The sequence below is a fragment of the Xanthomonas codiaei genome (assembly GCF_002939785.1).
Lineage (GTDB): Bacteria > Pseudomonadota > Gammaproteobacteria > Xanthomonadales > Xanthomonadaceae > Xanthomonas > Xanthomonas codiaei.
This window is the reverse complement of sequence record NZ_MDEC01000026.1, coordinates 46,129-72,125: the sequence shown is the minus strand read 5'-3', so window position 1 is coordinate 72,125 and position 25,997 is coordinate 46,129. Positions and strand designations below refer to the sequence as shown.

Below are 25,997 nucleotides of genomic sequence, written 5' to 3'. Positions count from 1 at the left end.
TCCCGCGGTCACTCAGACCTGTGGGCTATCGGTCGACCACGCCGGCTCTCGACGCCTAATCTGGCAGATCGCCAAGAGATAAGGGGTTTGGGTGAGGATAGGAGGCGAAGCCACTCGCCTGCCGAATAGCACGTGGCTGCGCAGGTTCCCTCATCCGCCCCTACGGGGCACCTTCTCCCGCAAGGCGGGAGAAGGGACAACGACGCCAGCCACTGCTCGAGCCCCTCTCCCTGCGGGAGAGAGGGGTTGGGGTGAGGGTACGGAGCGAAGCTACACGCATTGCATGCTTCAAGCAGCCAACATACGGCAGAAAAGCTGCCTGTCTCCACGGCACGGGCGAAGCAGTTCTCCTCAACCGCGCTCCAACGACGACGCCTCATTGGCCAGCTGCGGCGGCAACCAGCAATGCGATCCCAGCGCGGTGAAGCCCGCGCTGCCAAAGCGCTTGCGATACCAGCGCGCTGGCCGTGGCTGGAAGCCGTCGTGGTCGCCTTCGAACGCGTCTTCCTGCGCAAAGGTCTCCAGGAAGGCGACGCCCGCACACAGCTCGGCCAGCCCGGGCAGTCCCTGGTTGAATTCGCGGGTGGGCACGTAATGCAGGACGTCCGAACAGATCAGCAGGTCCACCGGTGCGCAGGGGCGCAGCCAGGCGAAATCGCCGAAACGTGCCGGATGGATCTGGCGGCTGCGGCCATAGCGCTGCACGGCGTAGGCGCTGCTGTCGAAGCCCAGGTAGCTGAGCTTGGGGCGCAGCGCCAGCAGCGGCGCACGCCATGCGCCTTCTCCGCAGCCCACGTCCAGCACGCTGCGGATCGGCCGCTCCAGGTAGTACTCGGCCTGGGCGACGGCCAGTGCGACCTTGCGTCGCAGGCGCGCCGGGTCGGCCAGGCCCGCGTTGCGGTACCAGCGGGTGAAATAGGCGGCGTCGTACTGTTTGTGATCGGGCGTGGACATGTGTGAGGCGCTTTCGCGGCCTTGGATAGGTGAAAATGCGGGCCATCCTACGCGAGCCAATGGAGCCAGCGCATGACCTTGTATCTGTGGATCAAGACCTTCCACCTGTTGTTCGTCATCGCCTGGATGGCCGCGGTGTTCTACCTGCCGCGCATCCTGGTCAATATCGCCGAAGCCGGGAACGACACCGCGGTGCGCGCGCGCCTGGTGCTGATGGGGCGGCGGCTGTACAAGTTCGGCCACAGCATGCTCGGCCTGGCGCTGCTGCTGGGTGCGGTGCTGTGGCAGGGCTACCGGGTGATTCCGGATTTCCCGACGATGGTGGCCGGCGGCTGGCTGCACGCCAAGCTGTTTGCGGTGGCCTTGATTCTTGCCCACTACATCGTGTCCGGCCGCTGGGTCAAAGGCGCCGAACGGGGACGTGGCGTGCCCGGTGGTCGGGCCCTGCGCTGGTTCAATGAAGTGCCGGTGATCCTGCTGGTGGGCGTGATCTGGCTGGTGTTGGCCAAGCCGTTCTGAGCCAGGCCACAGCAGGGTGACGCAGGCTTGCTGGACTCGCTGTGGACATCATCGAGCGCCAGGGCGTGGAGCCAGCTCGCCGACGGTAGCTTCGGCATCGCAAGCGCAGGAACTGCCTGCTCAGACAGGTTCGAGATGGGCGCGCGCAGTCGTGCCTCGGCGCGTCGCGTTCATGCAGTGACGGTGAAACGGATCAGCTGCATCGACACGCACGTCGATGCAGCCGCGAGCGATGCGGCGCGAAGCGAGCGCGTGGCAGCCGTGGTGGGTTACGCCTCGTTGCGCTGTTGCTCGAGATGCAAGGCCAGATAGCGCTTCTGGTGCCCGGCAAATCCCTTTTTGCCGTACAGCGCGTAGATTTTCCCGAAGACAGCGCGCGCACCCGCTTCATCCCCGAGCTGCAGCAGTGCTTCGCCTTCGGTCATCAGCACCAGATGGTCGGTGTGATCCGGATCGTCGTACATCAGCGCCATCACCTCGATCCATTTACGCACGTTGTCCTCGTCGCGCAGATCGGCGTAGTCCTTCACGAAGCTCGCCGACAGGCTTTGCGGGTAGTAATCCCAGGCCTGTTTGGGCTCGGGGATCAGCGCCCAGGCCTGCAATCCGAGGGCCAGCGAGTCCGCAATGGCGCCGCTGCGAAACGCCTGCGCCGACAGCTCCAGCAGATGGTCGATCTCGGCCTTCAGGCCTGCCTCGATGTCGGGTTTTCTGGGCATGCTGGTCGCCTTGGTCGCGCGGGGGCTGCTGTTCGAAGGCGCGTCGCGTTCCATGTTGCCAGATGACGCCTGGAGCGGCCGGCGATTACGCGCCGGTGTCCAGCTCGCGCAGGCCCTTGCGTGCCAGGTCGACCCAGGCGCGTTGCTCGCGTTGGTAGTGCTTGGGCGAGGCGGCGGCATGCCGCAGCACCTGTTCGTACATCGCCTTGGCCTGGTCGCTGCGTGCGGTGCGCTGCAGCAGCTGCGCATAGCGCACGCGCGCCTCTTCGCCGGGGTAGCCCTGCGCCAACGTCTCATACTCGTGCAGGGCGGCATCGATGTCGCCGCTGTCTTCGACGGCACGCGCATACAGCAGGTGCCCGTCGTGCGAACGAAAGCCGGGGTTGGCCGCGATCAGGGCATCCAGGGTCTGTCGCGTCTGCTGCGGCTGGCCCAGCCCGAACTGGGCCTTGGCCAGGCCCAGCATCAGGTGCGGATCGTCGCGATACAGCCCGCGCAACGCGCCCTGGTAATGCTCGGCGGCCTGCGCGTAGTCGCCGCGGGCCAACAGGCTCTCGGCGAGCTGGCGACGATTTTCCGGAGTGTCGGCCACATCCAGGCGGCGCGAGGCATCGCGTTGTTCGCGCTGCGGGTCCAGGGTGTTGCGCACGCGCTTGAGGCTGCGGCGCGCGTTGGGGTCGTTGCGCAGGTCCGGGATCACCGCCACGAACACGTAGACCAGCACCGCCAGCAGCGAAAACGCCAGCAGCAGGAAGATCCAGTACAACGGGCGGCCGCTGCGCACGACGTGGACGCAGCAGGCGCCTTGCAGCAACAGCGAGATCAGCAGGAGTGGGGTCATGCCTGGGAGTCCTTTCCAAGGCCGCGCAGCTGGCGCGGCCGGTCATCGTGCACGCGGATCAATGCCCCTCGTAGGCACCGTAGCTGCGCAGGCGCTCGTAGCGTTGCTGCAGCAGGGTTTCCATCGGGATCTTTTCCAGCGTGTCCAGTTCGTTGAGCAGGACCGCCTTCAGGCGCTTGCCCATCTGTTCTGGGTTGCGATGCGCGCCGCCGGTGGGCTCGCGGATCACCTTGTCGACCAGGCCCAGGCCCTTCAGGCGCTTGGCGGTCAGGCCCAGCTGTTCGGCGGCGTCCTTGGCCTTGGCCGCGTCCTTCCACAGGATCGAGGCGCAGCCTTCGGGCGAAATGACCGAATAGGTGCCGTATTCCAGCATCAGGGTGCGGTCGCCCACGCCGATCGCCAGCGCACCGCCGGAGCCGCCTTCGCCGATCACGGTGCAGATCACCGGGATCTTCAGCTCGGCCATTTCCAGCAGGTTGCGCGCGATCGCTTCGGACTGGCCGCGCTCCTCCGCGCCGATGCCAGGATAGGCGCCGGGGGTGTCGATGAAGGTCAGCAGCGGCAGGCGGAAGCGCTCGGCCAGCTTCATCAGGCGCAGCGCCTTGCGGTAGCCCTCCGGGCGCGGCATGCCGAAGTTGCGTGCCACCTTGGTCTTGGTATCGCGGCCCTTCTGGTGCCCGATGATCACCACCGGGCGGCCATCGATGCGGCCCAGGCCACCGACGATGGCCTTGTCGTCGGCATAGGCGCGGTCGCCGGCCAGTTCCTGGAACTCATCGCAGATGGTGCCGATGTAGTCCAGCGTGTACGGGCGCTGCGGGTGGCGCGCCAGCTGCGAGACCTGCCAGGCCGACAGGTCGCGGAAGATCTGCGCGGTGCGCACGCGCAACTTGTCGCGCAGCGCGCGGACTTCGGTCTCCACGTTGACTGCGGGCCCGGTACTGGCCTTGCGCAGCTCCTGGATCTTGGCTTCCAGATCGGCGATGGGTTGCTCGAAGTCGAGGTAGTTAGGATTCATGCAATGGCGTCGTCAACGTAAGGCGGGGAGTGTAGCTGAAGCGGTGTGGCTGGCCCGTACGCAGCCGTTCGGAGGCGGGGATTGGGGAGTCGGGATTCGGGATTCGCTAGAGCAGTACCGCGCCGCTTCGGCATGGCGGTAGACCGCCGTTGCGAATCCCCAATCCCGAATGCCCACTCCCGGCCCCTCACGCCCACGGCGGGTTGTACTTGATCTTCAACGTCCGCACCGCCGGGTCGGCGCGTAGGCTGTCCATCAGTTGCTGGTCGATGCGCACCGAGTGGTTGCCGTTGAGGTCGAGCATGCCGGCCACGCCGCCGCTGGGGGCGCGCAGCAGCAGATCCAGGCGCAGGGGCGTCTTGCCGGGGCGGTGCTTGGCCAGCAGGGCGTCGATGCGCTTGAAGGCCTGCTTCTCGCGCAGGTCCAGGCGCAGCGACAGCCGTTGCGCGTGGTCGGCGCAGATCTGCTCGTAGTCCCAGCACTGGCGGATGCGCAGGCTGTAGCCGCCGTTGAATTCGTCCTCGCGCAGGCCGCCCTTGACGATCAGGATGCGGTCGCGGGTGAGCAGGTGGCCGAACTCGGCCATCGCATCGGAGAACGCGCTGCATTCCACCCGGCCGCGGCCGTCTTCCAGTTGCACGAACACCTGGCTGTCGCCCTTGCGGCGCACGCCGACCACCTGGCCGGCCAGGATCGCGCTGACTTCCGGGCGCCAGGCGCGTTTTTCGCCGTCGCCGCCGCCACCGCCGCCCCGTTGTTGCGAGGCCAGGATCTTTTCCAACGCGCCCAGGTCGCAGCCGACCAGCTCGCGCACTTCCTCGCGGTGCGGGTCGAACGGATGCCCGCTGAGGTAGAAGCCCAGCGTTTCGCGCTCGCCGGTGAGCAGCTGGCCCAGCGGCCATTCCTTGCTCTCGGGCAAGTCCAGGCGCATCGCCGGTGCGCTCGGGTCCGGGCCGCCGAACAACGAGTTCTGCCCCGAGGCGCGTTCGCGCGCCATCTGTTCGGTGGCCTTCATCACCTCGGGCAGCTGCAGCATCAGCGAGGCGCGGTTCTTGCCCAGCCCGTCCATGGCGCCGGCATTGATCATCGCTTCCAGCGTGCGCCGGTTGAGCTTTGCAGTGCCCACGCGCGTGCAGAAATCCAGCAACGTGGTGTAGGGGCCGCCGCGCTCGCGTTCTTCGACGATCGCCTCGCAGGCACCCTGGCCGACGCCCTTGATCGCGCCCAGGCCATACTGGATCGTGTCCGGGCTGGCGGCCTCGAACATGTAGGCCGATTCGTTGACGCGCGGCGGCCTGACGGTGAGGCCGAGGTTGCGCACCTCATCGAGAAAGCCCACCACCTTGTCGGTGTTGTCCATGTCCGAGGACAGCGTGGCGGCCATGAATTCGGCCGGGTAATGGCGTTTCAGCCAGGCGGTCTGGTAGCTGACCAGCGCGTAGGCGGCCGCGTGCGACTTGTTGAAGCCGTAGCCGGCGAACTTCTCCATCAGGTCGAAGATTTCGTCGGCCTTGGCTGCGCTCACCCCGCCCTTGGCCGCACCTTCGCGGAAGATCTCGCGGTGCTTGGCCATTTCGGCCGGCACCTTCTTGCCCATCGCGCGACGCAGCAGGTCGGCGCCGCCGAGCGAGTAATCGCCGACGATCTGCGCCATCTGCATCACCTGCTCCTGGTACACCATGATGCCGTAGGTGTCTTTCAGGATGACTTCGGTGCGCGGATCGGGGTACACGATCTCCTGCTGGCCATGCTTGCGCGCGTTGAAGTCCGGGATCAGGTCCATTGGGCCGGGGCGGTACAGCGATACCAGCGCGATCAGGTCTTCGAAGCGGTCCGGGCGCGCGTCCTTGAGCAGGCGGCGCATGCCCGAGGATTCGAACTGGAACACCGCACCGGTAGCGCCGGAGGCAAACACGCCCTTGTAGGTGGGCACGTCGTCGAGCGGGATGGCGGTGATGTCCACCGGATCGATGCCGGCGCGCGCGTGACGCACGTTGATCGCCTTGACCGCCCAGTCGATGATGGTCAGCGTGCGCAGGCCGAGGAAGTCGAACTTCACCAGGCCCACCGCTTCGACGTCGTCCTTGTCGAACTGGGTGACCGGATTCTTGCCGCGGCCGTCTTCGTCGTGTTCGGCGAACAGCGGGCAGAATTCGGACAGCGGCTCGGGCGCGATCACCACGCCGCCGGCGTGCTTGCCGGCGTTGCGGGTGAGATCCTCGAGCTGGCGCGCCAGGTCCATCAGGTCGCGCACGTCGTCTTCGACCTGGTAGCGCTGGATCAGGTCCGGCGAGGCCATCTCCGAGTCCTTGCCTTCGCCCATCGCATCCTTGAGCGTGATGCCCAGGATGTTGGGAATCAGCTTGGCCACGCTGTCGACCAGCCCGTACGAGAAGCCCAGCACGCGCCCGGCATCGCGCACCACCGCCTTGGCCGCCATGGTGCCGTAGGTGATGATCTGGCTGACGCGCTCGCGGCCGTACTTGCGCGCCACGTAGTCGATGACTTCGTCGCGGCGGTCCATGCAGAAGTCGATGTCGAAGTCGGGCATCGACACGCGCTCGGGGTTCAAGAAGCGCTCGAACAGCAGGTTGTACGGCAACGGGTCCAGGTCGGTGATCTGCAGCGCCCAGGCCACCAGCGAACCGGCACCGGAACCGCGCCCCGGGCCGATCGGAATGCCCTGGTTCTTTCCCCACTGGATGAAGTCGGCCACGATCAGGAAGTAGCCTGGAAAGCCCATCTTGATGATGGTGTCCAGCTCGAATTCCAGCCGGTCCACGTAGTCCTGGCGCGTCTTGCCCGGGGCGATCGGGTTCCTTTCCAGGCGTGCGGCCAGGCCCTGTCGCGACTGGCTGCGGATCCAGGTATCCAGGGTCTCGTCTTCGGGCACCGGGTAGGCGGGCAGGAAGTAGGTGCCCAGCCGCATCTCGATGTTGCAGCGCTGCGCCAGCGCATGCGTGTTGTCGATCGCATCGGGGATGTCGGCGAACAGCGCGGCCATCTCCTCGCTGGATTTCATGTACTGCTGATCGCTGTACTCGCGCGGGCGCTTGGGGTCGTCCAGCACGCGGCCGGAGGAGATGCACACGCGCGCTTCGTGCGCGTTGAAATCGTTGGCGTACAGGAAGCGCACGTCGTTGCTGGCCACCACCGGCAACCCGCGCACGCCGGCCGCATGCAGGGCGAACTGGTTGAAGCGTTCCTCGCCCTCGCGCCCGGTGCGGGTCAGTTCCAGGTGCAGGCCATCGCCGAACACGCGTTGCCAGTCGGCCAGCTGCTGCTCGGCCAGGTCGGCACGGCCCTCGTTGAACAGGCGCCCGGCCAGGCTGTCGCGTCCGGCCAGCGCGAACAGGTTGGCATGGCCGGCCTGCAGCCATTCGGGATGGACCGCCACCCCGCCCTCGGGGCGGTGGCCTTCCATCCAGGCGCGGGTGAGCAGCCGCGACAGGCTCAGGTAACCCTCGCGGTCGCGGCATAGCAGGGTCATGCGCCACGGCGTCATGTCCGGCGTGGCGATCATCACGTCGGCGCCGGCGATGGGCTTGATGCCCACGCCTTCGGCAGCCTTGTAGAACTTGACCAGCGCGAACAGGTTGTTGAGGTCGGTGACCGCCAGCGCGGGCATGTCGAGTTCGACCGCCCGGCTCAGCAGATTGGCCTGTTTGGCTTTCTTCGGATCGGCCTGATCCGGTTTCTCGGGCACACGGATGGTGGAATCCGCCAGCGAGAACTCGGTGTGGACGTGAAGATGGACGAAGCGGGAAGTGGACATGCGGAACCAGAACGATGCCCGGGCAGGGTAGCGGCGGGGGCGGGGAGGAACAAGGCTTGACAAGCCGGGACCGGGGACCCGGGACCGGGGACCCGGGAGAGAAAAGCAAAAGCGCCAATACGTGGCGGTCCGCTGCCGGCCGTTGCCGTTACTTTGCCGGGTCCCCGGTCCCGGCCTCAGATCTCAGACCTCTAAAAGCGGCGCAACCAGCTGCACCACCTGCAGCTGTTGCGGGTCCCCGGTCCCCGGTCCCGGGTCCCGGCTCCCCAGGCTCTCCAGCGCCAGCCGCACCGGCGCAAAGCTGCGGCGATGCTGCGGGCACGGCCCGTGGGTCTGCAGGGCGGCCAGGTGGGTGGGCGTGCTGTACCCCTTGTGCTGGTCGAAGCGGTATTCGGGATGCTGTGCATGCAGCTGATGCATCACGCGGTCGCGGGTGACCTTGGCCACGATCGAGGCGGCCATGATGGCGCGGTCCAGCGCATCGCCGCCGATCAGCGCTTCGGCCGGGCAGGGCAGCCCCTTGGGGACGCGGTTGCCGTCGATGCGCGCGAAGCTGGCCACATGCGCCACGCCTTCCACCGCGCGGCGCATGCCGAGCATGGTGGCCTGGTAGATGTTGATGCGGTCGATCTCCTCGCTGTCGATCAACACTACCGACCAGGCCAGCGCACGGTCGACGATGCGCGCGTACAACTGCTCGCGGCGCTCGGCCGTGAGTTGCTTGGAATCGTCCAGCCCGTTGATGCGCGGCTTGCCGGGATCGAACACCACCGCCGCGACTGCCACCGGCCCGGCCAGCGGGCCGCGGCCGGCTTCGTCGACACCGGCGGTCAAAATCCGGGATTCGGCATTCGGGATTTGGGATTGGCCAAACAAGGGCGGCTGGCGGAGGTCGGTCATGCTGTTGCTCCTGACGAATCCCGAATCCCCACTCCCGAATCCCGGCCCTCCAGCAGCTCCGCCACCGCATCGGCCGCGCGCGCCGAGGCGTCGCGGCGCAGTTCGGCATGCAGGGCCAGATACCGCGGTTGCAGGGCGGCGACCTTTTCCGGGTGCTTGAACCAGTCCAGCAGGGCCACGCACAGCCGTTCCGGGGTGCAGTCGTCCTGCATCAGCTCCGGGGCGAGGTCGTCGTTGGCCAGGATGTTGGGAAGGGCGTAGCGGTTGACCTTGAGCAGGCCCAGCGTCTTGACGATGCGGTAGGTCAGTGGCGCCACCTTGTAGCCGACCACCATCGGGCGCTTGACCAGCATCGCTTCCAGCGTGGCGGTGCCGGAGGCCAGCAGCACCACGTCGGCGGCCAGCATGGCGGTGCGCGCCTGGCCGTCGAGCAGGTGCGAGCGCATCACCGGCAGCGACGAGCGCGACAGCTGCTCGGCCAGCAACTGCTTGCAGCCCGGGTTGGCGGCGGGCACCAGCACGTGCAGGTTGGACAGGTGCTCGGACACCAGCCAGGCGGCCTGGAAGAAGGTGTCGCCGAGTCGGCTGATCTCGCCATGCCGGCTGCCCGGCAGCACCGCCAGCACGGTACTGGAGGCAGACAACCCCAGCGTGGCGCGCGCGGCCTCGCGGTCGGCCTGGTAGGCGATGTCGTCGGCCATCGGGTGGCCGACGAAGCGCGCGTCCACGCCGTGTTTGGCATAGATCGGCGGTTCCATCGGGAACAGGCACAGCACCAGGTCGGCGCTGGCGCCGATCTTTTCCGCACGCTTTTCGCGCCAGGCCCACACCGAGGGGCTGACGTAATGCACGGTCCTGATGCCGCGCTGCTTGAGCCAGCGCTCCACCGGCAGATTGAAATCCGGCGCATCGATGCCGATGAACACGTCCGGCTTCCACGCCAGCACGCGCTCGCGGAACGCGCTGCGCAGCTTGAGCAGGCGCGGCAGATGGCGCAGCACTTCGGTCAGGCCCATCACGGCCAGCTCGCTGGCATCGAACCAGGTCTGGCAGCCCGCGCCACGCATCGCATCGCCGCCGATGCCTACGAATTCGGCGTTGGGGTAGCGCAGCCGCAACTGTTCTATCAGGCCCGCGCCCAGGATATCGCCGGAGGCCTCGCCGGCGATCAGCGCGATGCGCGGCGCGCGCCCGCGCGCGCTGGGATTGGGCATTCGGGATTCGGGATTGGCAAGGGCGGGGATGACCGCCTCACCCTGCTGCGAGGTAACGCTGCTCATCCCCAATTCCGACTCCCGAATCCCGGTCTTCATCGCAGCAACGGCCTTTCCGCCGCTTCGATGAACTCCAGCATGCCGCGGACGTCTTCGCTGTCCTTGGCCTGTTCGGCCAGTTGCGCCTTGGCGTCGGCCAGCGGCAGACCGGCGACGTACAGCGTGCGGTAGGCGCGCTTGATCGCGGTGATGCGCTCGGCATCGAAGCCGCGGCGCTTGAGGCCTTCGCTGTTGATGCCGCGCGGGCGGCCCAGCGAGTCGCTGCCGACCATGGTGAACGGCGGCACGTCGCCGTTGGTCAGCGCGCCCATGCCCAGGAAGGCGTGCGCGCCGATGCGGCAGAACTGATGCGCACCGGCAAAGCCGCTGATGATCACGTAGTCGCCCACGGTAACGTGGCCGGCCAGCGTGGTGTTGTTGGAAAACACGCAATGGTTGCCGACGTGGCAGTCGTGCGCGACGTGCGTGTAGGCCAGCATCCAGTTGTCGTTGCCGATCACGGTGATGCCGCCGCCGCCGCCGGTGCCGCGATTGATGGTGACGAACTCGCGGATCACGTTGCCGTCGCCAATCACCAGTTCGGTGCGCTCACCGGCATATTTTTTGTCCTGTGGCTCGCCGCCGATCGCCGCATGGCCGATGAAGCGGTTGTTGCGACCGATCCGGGTAGGGCCGTGGATCGAGCAATGCGGCCCCACCTCGGTACCGGCGCCGATCTCCACATCGGCGCCGATCAGGCAGAACGCGCCGACGCGCACATCGTCGGCCAGTCGCGCCGCGGGATCGATGACGGCGGTGGGATGAATCAAGGGTGCCTGATCACGCATCGTCTCTCATCTCCAAAAACGGATTATTCCCTGGCGCCGGCGCACATGACTTCCGCGCTGGCCACGACTTCGCCGTTGACCTTGGCCTCGCCGTAATAGCATCCCATGTTGCGGATCAGCCGCTTCATCTGCACGTCCAGGATCAGCACGTCGCCCGGCACCACCTGCTTGTTGAAGCGGGCGTTGTCGACCTTGACCATGTAGAACAGCTTGGACAGCGCATCGCGCCCCAGGCCGAGCTGGGTCATCACGCCGCCGGCCTGCGCCAGCGCTTCGATGATCAGCACGCCGGGCATCACCGGGCGGGTCGGAAAGTGGCCCTGGAAGAACGGCTCGTTGATGCTGACGTTTTTCTGGCCGACGATGCGCTTGGCATCCAGGTCCAGCTCGATGACCCGGTCGATCAGCAGGAACGGGTAGCGATGCGGGATCAGCGTCTGGATCTGGTTGACGTCGATCGGCAGCTCATAAACGGGGTGACTCATGCGTTCTCCTTGCCCACAGCCAGGATGCGCCTTGCCAGCGCATCGAGTTGTTTGAAGCGCGCGGCATTCTTGCGCCACGTGCGGTTGTCGGTGAGAGGGGTGCCGGACGAATACTCGCCCGGCTCATGGATGGAATTGCGCACCACCGACTTGCCGGTGATCACCACCTTGTCGCAGATCTCCAGGTGGCCGACTACGCCCACATGCCCGCCAAGCAGGCAATAGCGGCCGATCTTGGCGCTGCCGGCAATGCCGGTGCAGCCGGCGATGGCGCTATGGGCGCCGATGCGGCAGTTGTGCGCGATCTGCACCAGATTATCCACGCGCACGTCTTCTTCCAGCACGGTGTCTTCCAGTGCGCCGCGGTCGATGCAGGTGTTGGCGCCGATCTCGCTATCGTCGCCGATGACCACGCCGCCGAGCTGCGGCACCTTGATCCAGTGGCCGGCGTCCATCGCCAGGCCGAAGCCGTCCGCGCCGATCACCGCGCCCGGATGGATGCGCACGCGCTTGCCCAGGCGCACCCGGGTGACCAGGGTGACCCGGGCGAGCAGTTCGCTGCCGTCGTCCACCACGCAGTCCTCGCCGATGATGCTGCCGGTGCCGATCACGCAGCCATCGCCCACGCGGCTGCGCGCGCCGATGCTGACGAACGGGCCGACATGCGCGCCCGGCGAAACCTGCGCGCTGGGATCGATCACGGCCGACGGGTGGATGCCAGGTGCACGCACCGGCGCCACGTCGAACAGCGCCGCAATCTTGGCGAACGCCGTATACGGGTCCTTGGCGACCAGCACGGTGCCGCGCGCGGCCTCGGCATCCTCGGCGCGCACCACGACCACGGCGGCCCGGGTGTCAGCCAATTGCGGCCGGTAACGCGGATTGGACAGGAAGCTCAGCTGGCCTGCGCCGGCGTGCGCCAGCGTCGCCACCCCGGTGACCTCGGTCGCGCCGTCGCCAACGACGGTCAGACCAAATTGTTCGGCAATCGCACTGGCGGTCAACGGCATCAGGTGAACCTCGCGTAAACAGTAAGTGGCTGTTTTTACGGAAAAAAAACATTGCCAAGAATGCGCTAAACAGTCAGGCGTATCTGTTGCCTGGCCGCAACCGCGCGGCTAACCCAGGAAGAAGCATATGAAATCCCTCCTCTCCATGTTCGCCGGTGTGATCCTGCTGGGCGCTGTCAGCAGCGCATCGGCCGACGATTTCGCGCAGCAGCGTGCCGATGCGCAGAGCTTCTGGGACCAGCAGGTGCAATGCGTGGACTCATCCGATTGGAGCGCCACCGCCAGCTGCCTGGGCAAGGTCTGGAGCGACTACTTCTGAGGCTGTTTCGCATCGGGTTGTTCAAACAAACAATGGCGGCCCGAGCGACCGGGCCGCCATTGTTTTGCGTGCCAATCTTAGAACTGGCCGCCGAAGGTGAACTGCAGACGCTCGATTTCGTCGTTGTCTTCCTTCTTCAGCGGAAACGCATAGCTGATCGAAATGGGGCCGACCGGGGCGCGCCACAACAGCGCCACACCGGTGGAGGCACGCAGCTCGTTGGCCTTGAAGTTGTCCACGCCGCTATAGACGTTGCCGAAATCGAAGAACGCCGAGATGCGCGCCGAGGGGCTGTCGAATAGCTTCGGGAAATACATTTCCACCGAACCGACGGTCTTGAACGATCCACCCAGCGGCTGGCCGCGGGTGAAGCCGTTGATGGGTTCCGAGCGCGGGCCCAGGGTGTTGTCTTCGAAGCCGCGCACCGAGTTGGTGCCGCCGGCGTAGAAGTTCTCGTAGAACGGCAGCCCGGTGGCGGTGACGCTGCGGATGAGGTTGCTGCCGTTGCAGGCCTGCTCGGTCAGGGTTGCATTGTTGACCACGCCGCAGATGTCGCGCGTGCTGTCCTTGCCGTAGCTGTCGCCGTAGCCGAGCTCGAAGCGGGTGTTCAGTACCAGCGCCGGGATGATCGGCCAGTAGTTGGAGATCTGGTAGTTGAGCTTGTAGTACTCGACCGTGGAGCCGGGCAGGGTGGTCTCCAGGCCGACGCGCTGGTACATGCCGCGGGTCGGCATGAAGAAGTCGTTGCGGGTGTCGCGCGCCCAACCGAATTCGGTGCGCACGGCCTTGAAGGTATCCGTGCCCACCGCCCGGATGTAGTCCACGATCGCCTGCGGCGTGGTACCGGGGAAGGTGGTGATCTGGTTGCTGTCCACGCCCACCATCGCCGACACGGTGTCGTTTTCGGTGATCGGCACGCCGAAGATCACCTGCGCCGAACCGTTCTTGCTGTTGAACTGCGCGGTGTTGAAGTCCGAGTAGTCCAGCGAGCGCCAGGACAGGTTGTAGCCCAGCGACACGCCGTCGTCGGTAAAGAACGGATTGGTGTAGGAGAACGCATAGCGCTGCTGGAAGGTGCTGCGCGAGGCTTCCACCGCCACCCGGTTGCCGCCGCCCAGGAAGTTGTTCTGCGACAACTGCACCGAGGTGGTCACGCCGAAGGCCTGCGAGAAGCCCAGGCCGAACACGAAGCTGCCGGAGGTGGTTTCCTTGACGTCGTAGACCACGTCCACCTGGTCGTTGCTGCCGGGCACCGCGGGGGTTTCCACGTTCACCGACTCGAAGTAGCCCAGACGCTGCAGACGGATCTTGGAACGGTCGATCGCCGCCTGCGAATACCAGGTGTTCTCGAACTGGCGCATTTCGCGGCGCAAGACCTCGTCGGAGGTGCGGCTGTTGCCCTTGTAGAGGATGCGGCGCACGGTCACGCGCGGGCCGGGCACCACCTGCAGGTTGACCGCAACGGTGCGGTCCTCGCGGTTCGGGGTCGGGATCGGATTGACCTTGGCGAATGCGTAACCGACGTTGCTCAGCGTATTGGTGATCGCATCGGAGGTGTACTCCAGCAGCGCACGCGAGAAGATGTCGCCGGCCTTGGGGATCACCAGGCGCTCGATGTCGGCCTGCGGCAGCACGGTGTCGCCGGTGACTTTGATCTCGGAAATCTTGTACTGCTCGCCCTCGGTGACGCCGGCGCTGACGAACATGTCGCGCTTGTCCGGGCTGATCGACACCTGGGTGGAATCGATGCTGAAGTCCACGTAGCCGCGGTCCAGGTACCAGGAATTGAGCTTCTCCAGGTCGCCGGACATCTTTTCCTTGGAGTACTGGTCGTCGCGGCGATACCACGAGGCCCAGTTGTGCTCCTTGGATTCCCAGTTCTCCAGGATGTCCTCGTTGGCGAACTTTTCCGTACCGATCAGGTTGACGTGGCGGATCTTGGCCGCCTTGCCTTCCTTGATCGCGATGGCCACATCGACGCGGTTGCGGTCCAGCGGGCTCACCGTCGGGGTGATCTCCACGTTGTACTTGCCGCGGTTGTTGTACTGGCGGGTCAGTTCCTGGGTCACGCGGTCCAGGCTCAGGCGGTCGAAGGTTCCGCCTTCGGACAGGCCGATGTCGCCCAGGCCCTTGAGCAGCTCCTCGGACTTGATGTCCTTGTTGCCGGTCACGGTGAGCTTGTTGATCGCCGGCCGCTCCTTGACGGTGATGACCAGGATGTTGCCCTGGCGGTCCAGCTGTACGTCCTCGAAGAAACCGGTGCGGTAGAGCGCGCGGATCGAATCGGCCACCTTGGCATCGTCCACGGTGTCGCCGCGGTTCACCGGCAGATAGGTGAACACGGTGCCGGATGCAATGCGCTGCAGGCCATCGACGCGGATGTCGCTGGCAACGAACGGCTCGGCGGCCAGGGCAACGGCTGGCAGGCTGAGGCCGGCGGCAAGAGCGAGGGCAAGCAAGCGGCGAGTGGGAAGACGCGTCATGTCACATCCGGTTGGAGTCGATTTCGGGTGTTGCTGGATGCCGGCGTATGACGACGACAACAGGCGGAAAGAGTGGAGCAGCTTCATCGTGTAACCAGGCCAAGAATGTCGTTGTAGAACGCCAGTCCCATCAGCCCTGCCAGGACCGCGAGGCCGACATATTGCCCGGCAATCATGGCCCGCTCGCTGATCGGGCTGCCCTTGACCAACTCAATAAGGTAATACAGCAGATGCCCCCCGTCCAAGATCGGGATGGGCATCAGGTTGATGATCGCCAGGCTCAGCGACAGCAGACCGAGGAAATACAGGAACCAGTCGAGCCCGCGTTCGGCCGAGGCATTGGCGGCGCGCGCGATGGTCACCGGGCCGGAAATGTTCTTCACCGAAGCCTGGCCGGTCAACATGCGCTTCATCATGCCCAGCGAATCGGTGGTCATCCGGCCGGTTTCGCGGATCGCCGCAGGCACCGCGGCAAATAGACCGTACTGCTGGCGGCTGTCGTACGCCGGGGCGGGCGCTGCGGCCGGGCGGATGCCGATCATCCACTGGCCCTGCGGCGACTTGCGTGGGGCGATCTCCAGCGCCAGCCGGTCTTCGCCCTGTTCGCCCTTGCGCGCCACCTCGATCATGCCCAGGCCGCCGTGCTCGCCCAGCGCCTGCACCTGCGGAATGATGTCCTCGGCCGAGCGGATCGGCTGGCCGTCGATGGCCACGATGCGGTCGCCCGGCTTGAGCAGGCCGTCGGCCACCGAGCCGGGGACCACTTCGGCGATCACCGGCGGTTGCAGCATGAACTGCCAGCCGATCCCGGCCAGCGACGCCACGTGGCGTTCGTCGAAACCGACCGGCAGCTGCGACAGGCGCAGGGTATGTTCGCGGCTGCCCGCGCCTTCGACGCTGGTCTGCACCTGGATGTCGCGCCTGTCCATCGCCGCGGTGGTGAGCTGCATGCTGGCATCGCTCCAGCTGCTTACGCTGCGCCCGTCGATGCGCACAATGCGTTCGCCCGGGGTCAGCCCGGCTTCGGCGGCCAGACCGTCGGCGCGGCCGACGGTGGCCGAATAGTCCTGCTTGCCCACCACGAACATGGCCCACAGCATCGCCATGCACAGCAGCAGGTTGGCGATCGGGCCGGCAGCGACGATCGCGATGCGCTGCCACACGCTCTTGCGGTTGAAGGCCTGGTCCTGCTCGGCCGGGTGCACGTCGCCTTCGCGTTCGTCCAGCATCCTGACGTAGCCGCCCAGCGGAATCGCTGCCACCACGAACTCGGTACCGTGGCGGTCGCGGCGCATCCACAACGGTTTGCCGAAGCCCACCGAGAAACGCAGCACCTTGACGCCGCAGCGGCGTGCGACCCAGAAGTGCCCGAATTCATGAAAGGTCACCAACACACCCAGGCTGACGATCATCCACCAGACCGACCCGATGAAATCACCCATGGATGCAACTCGGTTGCGTGAATCGATCAGGCATGAAGGGCGTAGTGGGGAAGGGCGCGTTCGGCGATTTGCCGGGCTTGCGCGTCGGCAAAAAGCAGGCTGTCGAGGGTGTCGGCATTGTGCCGCGGGAGCGTTGTCAACGTGTGTTCGACCAACGCAGGGATGGCTAGGAAACCTATTTGGCCCTGAAGAAACGCTGAAACGGCCACTTCGTTGGCTGCGTTCAGGGTGGCCGGGGCGGTGCCGCCGGCGCGCAGCGCGGCCCAGGCCAGGCCCAGGCAGGGAAACGCAGCGGTGTCGGGCGCCTCGAAATCCAGCCGGCCCTGTTGCAACAGATCCAGCCCCGCCACCCCCGAGTCGACCCGCTCCGGCCAGGCCAGGCCGACCGCCAGGGTCGTGCGCATGTCCGGCAGGCCGAGCTGGGCCAGGGTGGAGCCGTCGACGAATTCGACCAGCGAATGCACCAGACTTTGCGGGTGCACCAGCACATCGATCCGGTCGCCGGGCAGGCCGAACAGGTGATGCGCCTCGATGACTTCCAGGCCCTTGTTCATCAGGGTCGCCGAATCCACCGAAATCTTCGGCCCCATCGACCACTTGGGATGCGCCACCGCCTGTGCGGGCGTCACGGCCGACAGCGCCGCGCGGTCCCAGCCGCGGAACGGGCCGCCGGAGGCGGTCAGGATCACCCGGCGCACGCCGCCGCTGGCGTCGCAGGAGCGCAGGCACTGGAAGATGGCGCTGTGCTCGCTGTCGATCGGAATGATGTCCGCACCCGCGGCGGTGGCGGTGCGGGTCAGCAGTTCGCCGGCCAGCACCAGCGATTCCTTGTTGGCCAGCAGCAGGCGCTTGCCGGCGCGCGCGGCGGCCAGGGTGGAGGGCAGGCCGGCGGCACCCACGATCGCGGCCACCACCGTATCGCAGGCATCGCTGCCGGCCAGTGCGTCCAGCGCGTCGGTGCCGGCGTGTGCCTGGGTGCCCAGGCCGGCGGCACGCAGGCCGTCGCGCAGCGCCGGATACAGCGCTTGGTCGGCGATCACCGCATGCGCGGGCCGGTGGATGGCGCACAGCGCCAGCAGCTCATCGACCTTGCTGCCGGCCGACAGCACGCTGGCGCGCAGTCGCTCCGGGTGGCGTGCGATCACATCCAGCGCCGATGCGCCGATCGAGCCGGTGGCGCCGAACACGGCAACCTGACGGAGAGAAGGACCAGCCATGCCTAGAATCCGAGAATTTCCTTGCCGAGCGCGAATACCGGCAGGGCGGCGAGCACGCCATCGATACGATCCAGCACGCCGCCGTGGCCGGGGATCACCGCCCCGGAGTCCTTGGCGCCGGCATGCCGCTTGAGCAGGCTTTCGAACAGGTCGCCGAGCACCGAGGCCAGCACCGCCACTGCCGTCGCCAGCACCAGCTGAGGCACGTGTGCCACGGTCAGCCCGGCCAGCCAGCCGAAGGCGCAGGCCACTGCGATACCGGCGACCATGCCGCCGACCAGGCCTTCGATGGTCTTGTTGGGGCTGATCCGCGGTGCCAGCTTGTGCTTGCCGAACGCGCGCCCGGCAAAATACGCGCCCGAGTCAGCCGCCCATACCATGGTCAGCGCGGTCAGCAGCCACAGGTTGCCCTTGTCCGGGTTGGCATGCAGCAACACCAGCGCGGCCCAGGCCGGCAGGACCGCGAGGCTGCCGGCCGCAAGCTTGAGCGCGCGCGCCTGGCCGTTGCCGTGATCGGCGCCGAAGGTGAAAAAGCGCAGCCACAGCAGCGCCAGCCCCCACCACGCCACCCCGACCAGCGCAGCGATCTGGAACAGCACCATGGAGCCGGCCGAGGCCCACACCATCAGCACCATCAGCAGCAGGTTGAGCATCAGCAGCACGGTGCGCGGCAGGCTGTCGTCGATACCGGAGAGCTTGAGCCACTCCCACAGGCCGGTGAGGAACAGGATCGCCGCCAGCGCCGCCAGCCACTGGGTAGGCAGCAGCACGATCGCGCAGATGGCGAGCGGCGCCATGATCAGCGCGGCAATCACGCGGGTCTTGGTCATGCGGAGGACATCTCCGTCGCCTTGTCGGCGATCTGGGCGCTGGTCAGGCCGAAGCGACGCTCGCGTCCGGCATAATCGTCCAGCGCCTGCTGCAGCACGCCGGCGTCGAACTCCGGCCACAGGGTCTCGGTGAACCACAGCTCGGTGTAGGCCAGCTGCCACAGCAGGAAATTGCTGATGCGCGTATCGCCACCGGTGCGGATGAACAGGTCCGGCGCCGGCAGGTCGGCCAGGGCCACCCGGCTGGCGAGCAGGGCTTCGTCGATCTGCTGCGGCTGCAGGCGACCGGCGGCGACCTCCTCGGCCAGCGCACGCGCGGCCTGCGCGATGTCCTGACGGCCGCCGTAACTGGCCGCGATGCTCAGCACCAGCCGCGTATTGGCCGCGGTGGCGAGCTCGGCCGCGGCCATGCGATCGCGCAGCGCAGCGGCAAACCGGCTGCGCTCGCCGATGAAACGCACCTGCACGCCGCGCCGCTGCAGCTCGTCGACCTCGCGGTCCAGCGCATGCAGGAACAGCTTCATCAGCGCATCCACTTCTTCCTGCGGACGGCCCCAGTTTTCGCTGGAGAACGCGAACAGGGTCAGCGCGCCGACGCCTTTTTCCAGGCAGAAATCGATGGTGCGATTGACCGCCCGCGCGCCGGCGCGATGGCCGATCATGCGCGGACGGCGCCGACGCTGCGCCCAACGCCCATTGCCATCCATGATGATGGCGATATGGCGCGGGACCGCATCGGCGGGAGGGACTGGATGCATGGCAGGCACTGCCACGATCAGACCGTCATCAATTCCTGTTCCTTGCCCTTGACGACCTCATCCACGTCCTTGATGGCCTTGTCGGTGAGCTTCTGGATGTCGTCTTCGGCGCTGCGCGCCTCGTCCTCGGTGGCCGCCTTGTCCTTGAGCAGATCCTTGACCTGCTGGTTGGCATCGCGACGGATGTTGCGGATGGCCACCTTGGTGTCTTCGCCTTCGCCGTGCACGGCCTTGCTGAGCTCCTTGCGGCGCTCCTCGGTCAGCGGCGGCAGGTTGAGGCGGATCACGGTGCCGACCACGGTCGGGGTCAGGCCCAGGTCGGAGGCGTAGATGGCTTTTTCCACGTCCTTGATCATGTTCTTGTCGAACAGGCTGATGACCAGCGAGCGGCCTTCGGAGACGCTGATGCTGGCGACTTGGTTGAGGGGGGTGTCGGCACCGTAGGCCTTGACCTTGATGCCATCCAGCAGCGCTGGCGACGCACGGCCGGTGCGAATGGTGGTCAGGGAATGGCGCAGAGCATCGATGCTCTTGGTCATGCGCGTCTGCGCGTCTTGTTTGATCTGGGTGAGCATCGCCGGAATCCGTGTGGAGCTGAATCCGGAGATTATAGCCGGGACTGGGGTTTCACGACTCGCGGGTCGTCAGGACCCGCCCAGCCGGTTCACCTGCCGCCCGTCTTCGCGCCGGGATTGGGTTGGAGGGTTCCGTGCAGCCTGCGGCACTGCGCCTTTGCGATTCCCCAATCCCGACTCCCGAATCCCGAACCTCAGCTGCGGCCCTGCACCAGCGTGCCGATCTGCTCGCCGCGCAGGATGCGCAGCAGCACGCCGGGCTCGCTCATGCCGAAGATGCGCAGCGGCAGGTCGCTGTCGCGTGCCAGCGCGAACGCGGCGGTATCCATCACTTCCAGGCCCTGCAGGATGACCTCGTCGTAGGTCAGGCTGTCGTAGCGCACCGCGTCGCTGTGCTTCTTGGGGTCCTTGTCGTATACGCCATCGACCTTGGTCGCCTTCAGCAGCAGGTCGGCACCGATCTCGATCGCACGCAGCGCGGCGCCCGAATCGGTGGTGAAGAACGGATTGCCGGTGCCGGCGGCGAAGATCGCGATGCGGCCCTTTTCCAGATGGCGCATGGCGCGGCGGCGGATGAAGTCCTCGCAGACATCGTTGATCTTGATCGCGCTCATCACGCGCACCTTGGCGCCGAGCTTTTCCAGCGCATCCTGCATCGCCAGCGCATTGATCACCGTGGCCAGCATGCCCATGTGGTCGCCGGTGACCCGGTCCATGCCGCTGGCAGCCAGGCCGGCGCCGCGGAAGATGTTGCCGCCACCGATGACCAGGGCCACCTGCGCGCCTGCCTGCTGGGCCTCGATCACCTCCAGGGCGAGGCGATTGATGACCTTGGGATCGATGCCGTAATCCCCGTCTCCCATCAGCGCCTCCCCGGAAAGTTTGAGAAGAATGCGGCGATAGGAAAGTTCGGACATGGGGGAGGCCTCGGGGGTGGGGGACGGCAAACGCCGGCAATTCTAGCGGAAGCCCGCCACCGGGCGTGGTAAAAATTCCTTTCTTGGCCTCGGTGTGATGCCTGGCTCAGTGCGCGCGCGGGTTCGGCGGCGTCGGCACATCGGTCGCATCGTAGGCGGTCACGCGGTTGCGGCCGCGATGCTTGGAGCGGTACAGCGTGCTGTCGGCGGCCTGTAGCAAGTGGTCGATGCTGTCGAACTGGCGCTCGACGCCGCCGTGCGTGGCCAGGCCCGCCGAAAAGGTGATGTGCAAGGGGCCACCCTGCAGCTGCGCCATCGGCGTGCGTGCGGTTTCGGCCAGGATGCGCTCGATCACCATCAAGGCCGCATCGGCCGGCGTGTTGGGCAGGAGCACCAGGAATTCTTCGCCGCCATACCGCGCCACCAGATCGCTGGTGCGCACCATGCGTTGCAGCGTCTGCGCGAAATTGCGCAAGACTTCGTCGCCGACCAGGTGGCCGTGCGCGTCGTTGACGCGCTTGAAATCGTCCAGGTCGATGAAGGCGATCGACAACGGCCAGCCCTGCCGCGAAGCCAGTTCGAATTCATGCGTGAGTGCGGTGCCCAACTGGTGCCGGTTGAACACGCCGGTGAGTGCATCGCGGCTGGCCTGTTCGGCCAGATGGCGCATGCGGTTCTCCGATTCGTCGGCATGCCGGCGCGCTTCGGCCACGTCCTGCAATTCGCGCAGGCTGCGCAGCATGGCCAGCTCGCGCGCCTGCTCGAAGATCATCTGGATGTGCTCGGGTTGCGGCACGCGGATGTCGAACAGCGCTTCCAGCTCGGGCAGCGATTCGGCGATGCGTTCGATCACCTTCTCGAAGCGTTCGGCGTCCAGTTCCAGCACGTCCTGCGCCTGCCGCTGCGCGTGCTCGGTGGCGGCGACCGCGCTTGCCGACAGCCAGATATCGGCCAGCCGGCCGGACAGCGCCACGCAGGCCATGAAAGGCTCCAGGCTGACGGGCTCCTCCTCGCTCTGGGCGATCGCATTCTGCAGGTACGGCGGCAGCTGCCACTGATGCGCCAGCCAGGCGCCGACCTCGGCATGGGTGGCGCCCAGGTGCTCGCGTTCTGCGTCCAGCAGCGAGGCATTATCCGGCGCCTGTTCCAGCAGCGGCGCGTACAGCTCGGGTGCGCCCTGCAGCAGCGCCAGCTTGCCGATGTCCTGCAGCAGGCCGGCCAGCATCAGTTCCTCGGGTTTGCGGATGCCATAGGCCTGGCCCAGGATGCGGCTGGCCAGCGCACACAGCCCGGCGCGTCGCCAGATGCGCTCGTGCAGGGGGTGCGCGGTAAAGGTGCTGCGCACGCCATGCACCATCGAAAATCCCAGTGCCAGGCTCAAGGTGGCGTTGAGGCCGAGCATGGTCAGCGCCTGGCCCAGGTTGTCCACGCGGCGCCGGCTCGCGTACAGCGGCGAATTGGCCACACGCAGCATACGCGCGCTCAGCGCCATGTCCATGCCGATGACCTTGGCCGTGGTGGTCATGTCCACGTCCGGGTCCTGCGCCAGCGCGATGATGCGCAGCGCCACGCCGGGCGGCGAGGGCAGGTTATGGCAGTAGTGCAGGGCGGCCTGAAGATCTGGTTGCATGAGTCATCGCCGACGGTGATCGCAAGCATACAGCTGCGTTCGGTAAGTAGGGCGCGCCATGCCCCCGCAATCGCCGCGCGGCAGTGCATGCGCGCAGGTGCTGAGAGCCTGGTCGGCATCTGGAAGTAGCGGCACCGGCAGGCGCATCTGTAGCGCCGCGGCCGGCCGCCGGCGCCGGGCTGGGCGCAGACCGGCAAGGCGTCGTCGCCGGGTGTGGGCCTGCGGCAGGCAAAAAAAAGCCGCGGCATGCCGCGGCTTTTTTCAGCGTGACCGGACTCAGGCCAGGCCGGCCTGCTTCATCACTTCGGCGGCGTAGTCTTCCACCACCTTCTCGATGCCTTCGCCGACTGCCAGGCGCTGGAAGCCGATCACCTCGGCGCCGGCGGCCTTGACCGCCTGCTCGACGGTCTGGTCGGTGTTGAGCACGTACGGCTGGCCGTACAGGGTGACTTCGTTGACGATCTTGCTGATCTTGCCGCTGATGATCTTTTCCAGGATGTCGGCCGGCTTGGCCTTGTCCTTCTCGGACATCTTGGCCAGCTCGATTTCCTTTTCCTTGGCGATGAACTCGGCCGGGACGTCGGAGGCCTTGACGTGCGGCGGGTTCATGGCGGCGATGTGCATGGCGATGCCGCGTGCCAGCTCGATGTCGCCACCCTTCAGCTCGACCAGCACGCCGATACGGCCGCCGTGCACATAGGCGGCGACGTTGTTGGCGCTGTCGATACGGACCAGGCGACGCACCTGCAGGTTCTCGCCGACCTTGGCGATGACCGCAGCGCGGCGCTCTTCGATGGTCTCGCCGCTGTCGAGCTTGACGCTCTTGAGCGCTTCGGCATCGGCCGCGTCCGAGTTCAGCGCAGCATTGGCCACGACTTCGGTGAAGGCCAGGAAGTTCTCGTCCTTGGCGACGAAGTCGGTTTCGGAGTTGACCTCGACCAGCACGGCCTTGCCGCCGGCCTGCGCGGTGGCGATGCGGCCTTCGGCGGCAACGCGGTCGGCCTTCTTGTCGGCCTTGGCCAGGCCCGACTTGCGCAGCCATTCGGCAGCGGCGTCGATGTCGCCAGCGTTTTCGACGAGTGCCTTCTTGCACTCCATCATGCCGGCGCCGGTGCGCTCGCGCAGTTCCTTGACCAGGGAAGCAGTGATTTCCACGGGATTACCTCATTGGACGAATGCGTGCGGCGGAGGTGTTTCCGCCAGTAGGAGACGGTGCAGCGTGCCGGCCGCCCCCACGGTGTCTTTGGTGGCCCGGAAGGCAGGTCGCGATGGACCCGCCGGGGCTGCGGCCGCACAGCATGGTGCGGCCGCATTGCATGCCGATTACTCGGCAGCGGCGGCGTCGGCCTTCTTGTCGCCCTTCTTGGCCGGAGCGCGACGGCCCTTGCCTTCGTCGGCGGACTCGGCCGAGAACTCTTCTTCGCGAACCGAAGCGGAGTTCGGTGCAGCCGCCTTGCCTTCCAGCACGGCGTCGGCAGCGGCGCGTGCGTACAGCTGCACGGCGCGGATGGCGTCGTCGTTGCCCGGGATGGCGTAATCGACCAAGGCCGGATCGTAGTTGGTATCGACCACTGCGATCACCGGGATGCCGAGCTTCTTGGCTTCCTTGATGGCGATGTCTTCATGGCCGATGTCGATCACGAAGATCGCGTCGGGCAGGCGGTTCATTTCCTTGATGCCGCCCAGCGAGGCGTCCAGCTTCTCGCGCTCGCGACGCAGGCCCAGCACTTCGTGCTTGACCAGCTTGTCGAAGGTGCCGTCGGTTTCGGCCGATTCCAGTTCCTTCAGGCGGGCGACCGACTGCTTGACGGTGCGGAAGTTTGTCAGGGTGCCGCCCAGCCAGCGCTGGGTCATGAACGGCATGCCGCAACGCTCGGCTTCTTCCTTGATGGACTCGCGCGCGCTGCGCTTGGTGCCCAGGAACAGCACGGTGCCGCGCTTCTGCGCGATCGAGGAGAGGAAGTTCATCGCGTCATTGAAGAGCGGGACGGTCTTCTCGAGGTTGATGATGTGGATCTTGCCGCGCGCGCCGAAGATGTACGGCGCCATCTTGGGGTTCCAGTAGCGGGTCTGGTGGCCGAAGTGGACGCCGGCTTCCAGCATCTGACGCATGGTGACTTGGGGCATTGCAGTAACTCCTGATAGCGGAATCGCCGTGCGCGGCTTGTTGTTGAAAAGTCCGCACATGGATGTGCAGGCTGTTGCGAGGGACTCGCATCAAAACGCACAAGATTCCGGGGTTGGGCTTCCCTGTTGCCTCCGCGACGAACCCCTTGTGAGGGCACCCCGGCGCGGATGGCGGCAGCAGGTGTGGATTCGTCGGTGACGTCCGACGTGGACGGCGCGCTGCGCCAGGGACGCAAAACAGCCGGCGGAGTATATCCGCCCCGGTGGTTGCCTGCAATCTACGCTGGCGTTGGCCGGCAGGGGCGACGCTCAGGGCTGCAGCGTCAGCGTGGTTTCGGTCTCGCTGTTGACGCGTGCCACGAAACGGCCTGGGCCGGTGGCGATGCTCGCCGGCAGCGCCCATTGCCGGGTCTGGCCAGGCAGCACGTAGCCGGCCAGGTCGTTGCCGATGCTGCGGCGGTTCCCGCCGGCATCGATGAAGGCCAGATCGGCCAGGCGTGCGTGATTGAGGCCGGCATTGTGCACGCGCAGGGTGCGCTGAGTGCCCTGGGAGGACAGCGTCGCCTGCAGAAGCGGATGCGTCTGGCCAGGCTCGCGGGGGGCGGCGAACACCGGCGTGGAGTAGCGCAGCAGCTCGGTGTCGCTGCCGTCGGCGTGCTGGGTCACCACCAGCCGGTAGCTCTCCTCGGTGTGCGCCGGGCTGGGGCCGAGGCGGATCACCCGCAGCAACTGGCGGCCCTGCGAGGGAATCTCGAACTGGCCGGGGCTGACGGTGGCGCCGGTGGCCGGCTCCAGCAGTTCGCGTTCGCCATCCTGGCGCCAGCGGTACAGCTTGGCGTCGGCACGCCAGGGTTGCGCGGCCTGGTTGTACAGCCAGACCGCAGCCTGATCGCTGTCGGCGGGAATGTGCGCGGTGGTCGGGGCGATCGCGATCTCGGCGCCGGCGGCAGTGCCGGCCAGGCTTGTCAGCCCGATCAGGCCGGCGGCCAGCCAGGCCCGGCGTGGGCAGGAGGTGGCCATGATCAGAACGCGATGGTGGTGACGCGCGCCGCGCCGCTGGGCGCGGGCCCGGCCAGGGCGCTGGCGTCCTGGCCGCTGCTGGTGGTGGCCGGAGCGTCGGTGCTGCGCGCCGGCAGCGCGATCGCCATCGGCGTGCCGCGCGAGCAGCTGGCGCGCGGCGGCGTGGTGCGCAGTTCGCAGCCGCTGAGCAGGCGCAGGCCGATGTGCAGGGTGGAGTTCTCCGGCCCGCGATTGGCGGCGTGGACGGGAGTGACGCCGCAAACGAGGGCGACCAGGATCAAGCGCTTCAGAAAGATGACCGGCGTCATGAAGGCAATCGTTTGCATTGGAGTCGTAAGAAATAACGACGCCACCGCA

24 protein-coding genes are annotated in these 25,997 nt (G+C 66.7%); 2 read left to right on the top strand and 22 right to left on the bottom strand.

Annotation, left to right across the window (positions count from 1 at the left end):
* Nucleotides 1-351: 351 nt before the first annotated feature.
* Nucleotides 352-954, bottom strand: coding sequence for a class I SAM-dependent DNA methyltransferase (locus XcodCFBP4690_RS16930; RefSeq protein ID WP_104542705.1), 603 nt, complete (start codon nt 952-954; stop codon nt 352-354).
* 72 nt (nt 955-1,026) lie between these two features.
* Between XcodCFBP4690_RS16930 and XcodCFBP4690_RS16925 the strand changes: the two genes are divergently transcribed.
* Nucleotides 1,027-1,473: a HemJ family protein gene (locus XcodCFBP4690_RS16925; RefSeq protein WP_104542703.1), complete on the top strand. Its 447-nt coding sequence runs from the start codon at nt 1,027-1,029 to the stop codon at nt 1,471-1,473.
* A gap of 269 nt (nt 1,474-1,742) precedes the next feature.
* Here XcodCFBP4690_RS16925 and XcodCFBP4690_RS16920 read toward each other — a convergent pair whose 3' ends face one another.
* The 9 genes from XcodCFBP4690_RS16920 to lpxD form a co-directional block, all read right to left on the bottom strand.
* Nucleotides 1,743-2,192 (bottom strand): hypothetical protein, encoded by a 450-nt coding sequence (locus tag XcodCFBP4690_RS16920; RefSeq protein ID WP_244183688.1) that lies wholly within the window; start codon nt 2,190-2,192, stop codon nt 1,743-1,745.
* Between the two features lie 85 nt (nt 2,193-2,277).
* Complete coding sequence (locus XcodCFBP4690_RS16915) at nt 2,278-3,033, bottom strand: tetratricopeptide repeat protein (protein ID WP_104542699.1); 756 nt, start codon at nt 3,031-3,033, stop codon at nt 2,278-2,280.
* Between the two features lie 58 nt (nt 3,034-3,091).
* The gene (locus XcodCFBP4690_RS16910) at nt 3,092-4,051 is read right to left on the bottom strand and encodes an acetyl-CoA carboxylase carboxyltransferase subunit alpha (RefSeq protein WP_104542698.1); all 960 of its coding nucleotides are present in this window, start codon (nt 4,049-4,051) and stop codon (nt 3,092-3,094) included.
* A 187-nt stretch (nt 4,052-4,238) separates the two neighbouring features.
* Entirely contained in the window at nt 4,239-7,826 is a 3,588-nt protein-coding gene (dnaE, locus tag XcodCFBP4690_RS16905; protein WP_104542696.1) for a DNA polymerase III subunit alpha, read from the bottom strand.
* A gap of 183 nt (nt 7,827-8,009) precedes the next feature.
* Nucleotides 8,010-8,726 (bottom strand): ribonuclease HII, encoded by a 717-nt coding sequence (gene rnhB / locus XcodCFBP4690_RS16900; RefSeq protein ID WP_104542694.1) that lies wholly within the window; start codon nt 8,724-8,726, stop codon nt 8,010-8,012.
* On the bottom strand, nt 8,723-9,940 hold the full coding sequence (gene lpxB / locus XcodCFBP4690_RS16895; RefSeq protein WP_104542692.1) for a lipid-A-disaccharide synthase: 1,218 nt from the start codon (nt 9,938-9,940) through the stop codon (nt 8,723-8,725). Before lpxB ends, rnhB begins: the two co-directional genes overlap by 4 nt.
* Before the next feature lie 95 nt (nt 9,941-10,035).
* On the bottom strand, nt 10,036-10,827 hold the full coding sequence (lpxA, locus tag XcodCFBP4690_RS16890; protein WP_104542690.1) for an acyl-ACP--UDP-N-acetylglucosamine O-acyltransferase: 792 nt from the start codon (nt 10,825-10,827) through the stop codon (nt 10,036-10,038).
* Between the two features lie 23 nt (nt 10,828-10,850).
* The gene (fabZ, locus tag XcodCFBP4690_RS16885; protein ID WP_104542688.1) at nt 10,851-11,312 is read right to left on the bottom strand and encodes a 3-hydroxyacyl-ACP dehydratase FabZ; all 462 of its coding nucleotides are present in this window, start codon (nt 11,310-11,312) and stop codon (nt 10,851-10,853) included.
* A complete protein-coding gene (gene lpxD / locus XcodCFBP4690_RS16880; RefSeq protein WP_104542686.1) occupies nt 11,309-12,322 on the bottom strand; it encodes a UDP-3-O-(3-hydroxymyristoyl)glucosamine N-acyltransferase in 1,014 nt (337 codons plus the stop codon). Before lpxD ends, fabZ begins: the two co-directional genes overlap by 4 nt.
* A gap of 127 nt (nt 12,323-12,449) precedes the next feature.
* On the opposite strand from lpxD, the gene XcodCFBP4690_RS16875 reads away from it, so the two are divergent.
* The gene (locus tag XcodCFBP4690_RS16875; RefSeq protein ID WP_104542684.1) at nt 12,450-12,641 is read left to right on the top strand and encodes a hypothetical protein; all 192 of its coding nucleotides are present in this window, start codon (nt 12,450-12,452) and stop codon (nt 12,639-12,641) included.
* A 77-nt stretch (nt 12,642-12,718) separates the two neighbouring features.
* On the opposite strand, the gene bamA is transcribed toward XcodCFBP4690_RS16875, so the two are convergent.
* The 12 genes from bamA to XcodCFBP4690_RS16815 all read right to left on the bottom strand — a co-directional run bounded on the left by bamA (nt 12,719) and on the right by XcodCFBP4690_RS16815 (nt 25,966).
* The gene (bamA, locus tag XcodCFBP4690_RS16870) at nt 12,719-15,124 is read right to left on the bottom strand and encodes an outer membrane protein assembly factor BamA (protein ID WP_167394679.1); all 2,406 of its coding nucleotides are present in this window, start codon (nt 15,122-15,124) and stop codon (nt 12,719-12,721) included.
* 83 nt (nt 15,125-15,207) lie between these two features.
* A complete protein-coding gene (gene rseP, locus XcodCFBP4690_RS16865; RefSeq protein WP_104542680.1) occupies nt 15,208-16,566 on the bottom strand; it encodes an RIP metalloprotease RseP in 1,359 nt (452 codons plus the stop codon).
* Nucleotides 16,567-16,592: 26 nt separating this feature from the next.
* On the bottom strand, nt 16,593-17,783 hold the full coding sequence (locus XcodCFBP4690_RS16860; protein WP_104542679.1) for a 1-deoxy-D-xylulose-5-phosphate reductoisomerase: 1,191 nt from the start codon (nt 17,781-17,783) through the stop codon (nt 16,593-16,595).
* A gap of 2 nt (nt 17,784-17,785) precedes the next feature.
* Nucleotides 17,786-18,613 carry a phosphatidate cytidylyltransferase gene (locus XcodCFBP4690_RS16855; protein ID WP_104542678.1) on the bottom strand — a complete coding sequence of 276 codons (828 nt, stop codon included), beginning with the start codon at nt 18,611-18,613 and terminating at the stop codon, nt 17,786-17,788.
* Complete coding sequence (uppS, locus tag XcodCFBP4690_RS16850; RefSeq protein WP_104542676.1) at nt 18,610-19,371, bottom strand: polyprenyl diphosphate synthase; 762 nt, start codon at nt 19,369-19,371, stop codon at nt 18,610-18,612. The genes XcodCFBP4690_RS16855 and uppS overlap by 4 nt, the downstream gene beginning before the upstream one ends.
* 17 nt (nt 19,372-19,388) lie before the next feature.
* On the bottom strand, nt 19,389-19,946 hold the full coding sequence (gene frr, locus XcodCFBP4690_RS16845; RefSeq protein ID WP_104542674.1) for a ribosome recycling factor: 558 nt from the start codon (nt 19,944-19,946) through the stop codon (nt 19,389-19,391).
* Between the two features lie 194 nt (nt 19,947-20,140).
* On the bottom strand, nt 20,141-20,863 hold the full coding sequence (pyrH, locus tag XcodCFBP4690_RS16840) for a UMP kinase (protein ID WP_104542672.1): 723 nt from the start codon (nt 20,861-20,863) through the stop codon (nt 20,141-20,143).
* Nucleotides 20,864-20,969: 106 nt separating this feature from the next.
* Nucleotides 20,970-22,493, bottom strand: coding sequence for a sensor domain-containing diguanylate cyclase (locus XcodCFBP4690_RS16835; RefSeq protein WP_104542670.1), 1,524 nt, complete (start codon nt 22,491-22,493; stop codon nt 20,970-20,972).
* A gap of 276 nt (nt 22,494-22,769) precedes the next feature.
* On the bottom strand, nt 22,770-23,648 hold the full coding sequence (gene tsf, locus XcodCFBP4690_RS16830; RefSeq protein WP_104542668.1) for a translation elongation factor Ts: 879 nt from the start codon (nt 23,646-23,648) through the stop codon (nt 22,770-22,772).
* A 168-nt stretch (nt 23,649-23,816) separates the two neighbouring features.
* A complete protein-coding gene (gene rpsB / locus XcodCFBP4690_RS16825) occupies nt 23,817-24,620 on the bottom strand; it encodes a 30S ribosomal protein S2 (protein WP_104542666.1) in 804 nt (267 codons plus the stop codon).
* Nucleotides 24,621-24,929: 309 nt separating this feature from the next.
* Nucleotides 24,930-25,640 (bottom strand): fimbrial biogenesis chaperone, encoded by a 711-nt coding sequence (locus XcodCFBP4690_RS16820; RefSeq protein ID WP_104542664.1) that lies wholly within the window; start codon nt 25,638-25,640, stop codon nt 24,930-24,932.
* A gap of 2 nt (nt 25,641-25,642) precedes the next feature.
* The gene (locus XcodCFBP4690_RS16815) at nt 25,643-25,966 is read right to left on the bottom strand and encodes a hypothetical protein (protein WP_104542662.1); all 324 of its coding nucleotides are present in this window, start codon (nt 25,964-25,966) and stop codon (nt 25,643-25,645) included.
* Between the last annotated feature and the right edge of the window lie 31 nt (nt 25,967-25,997).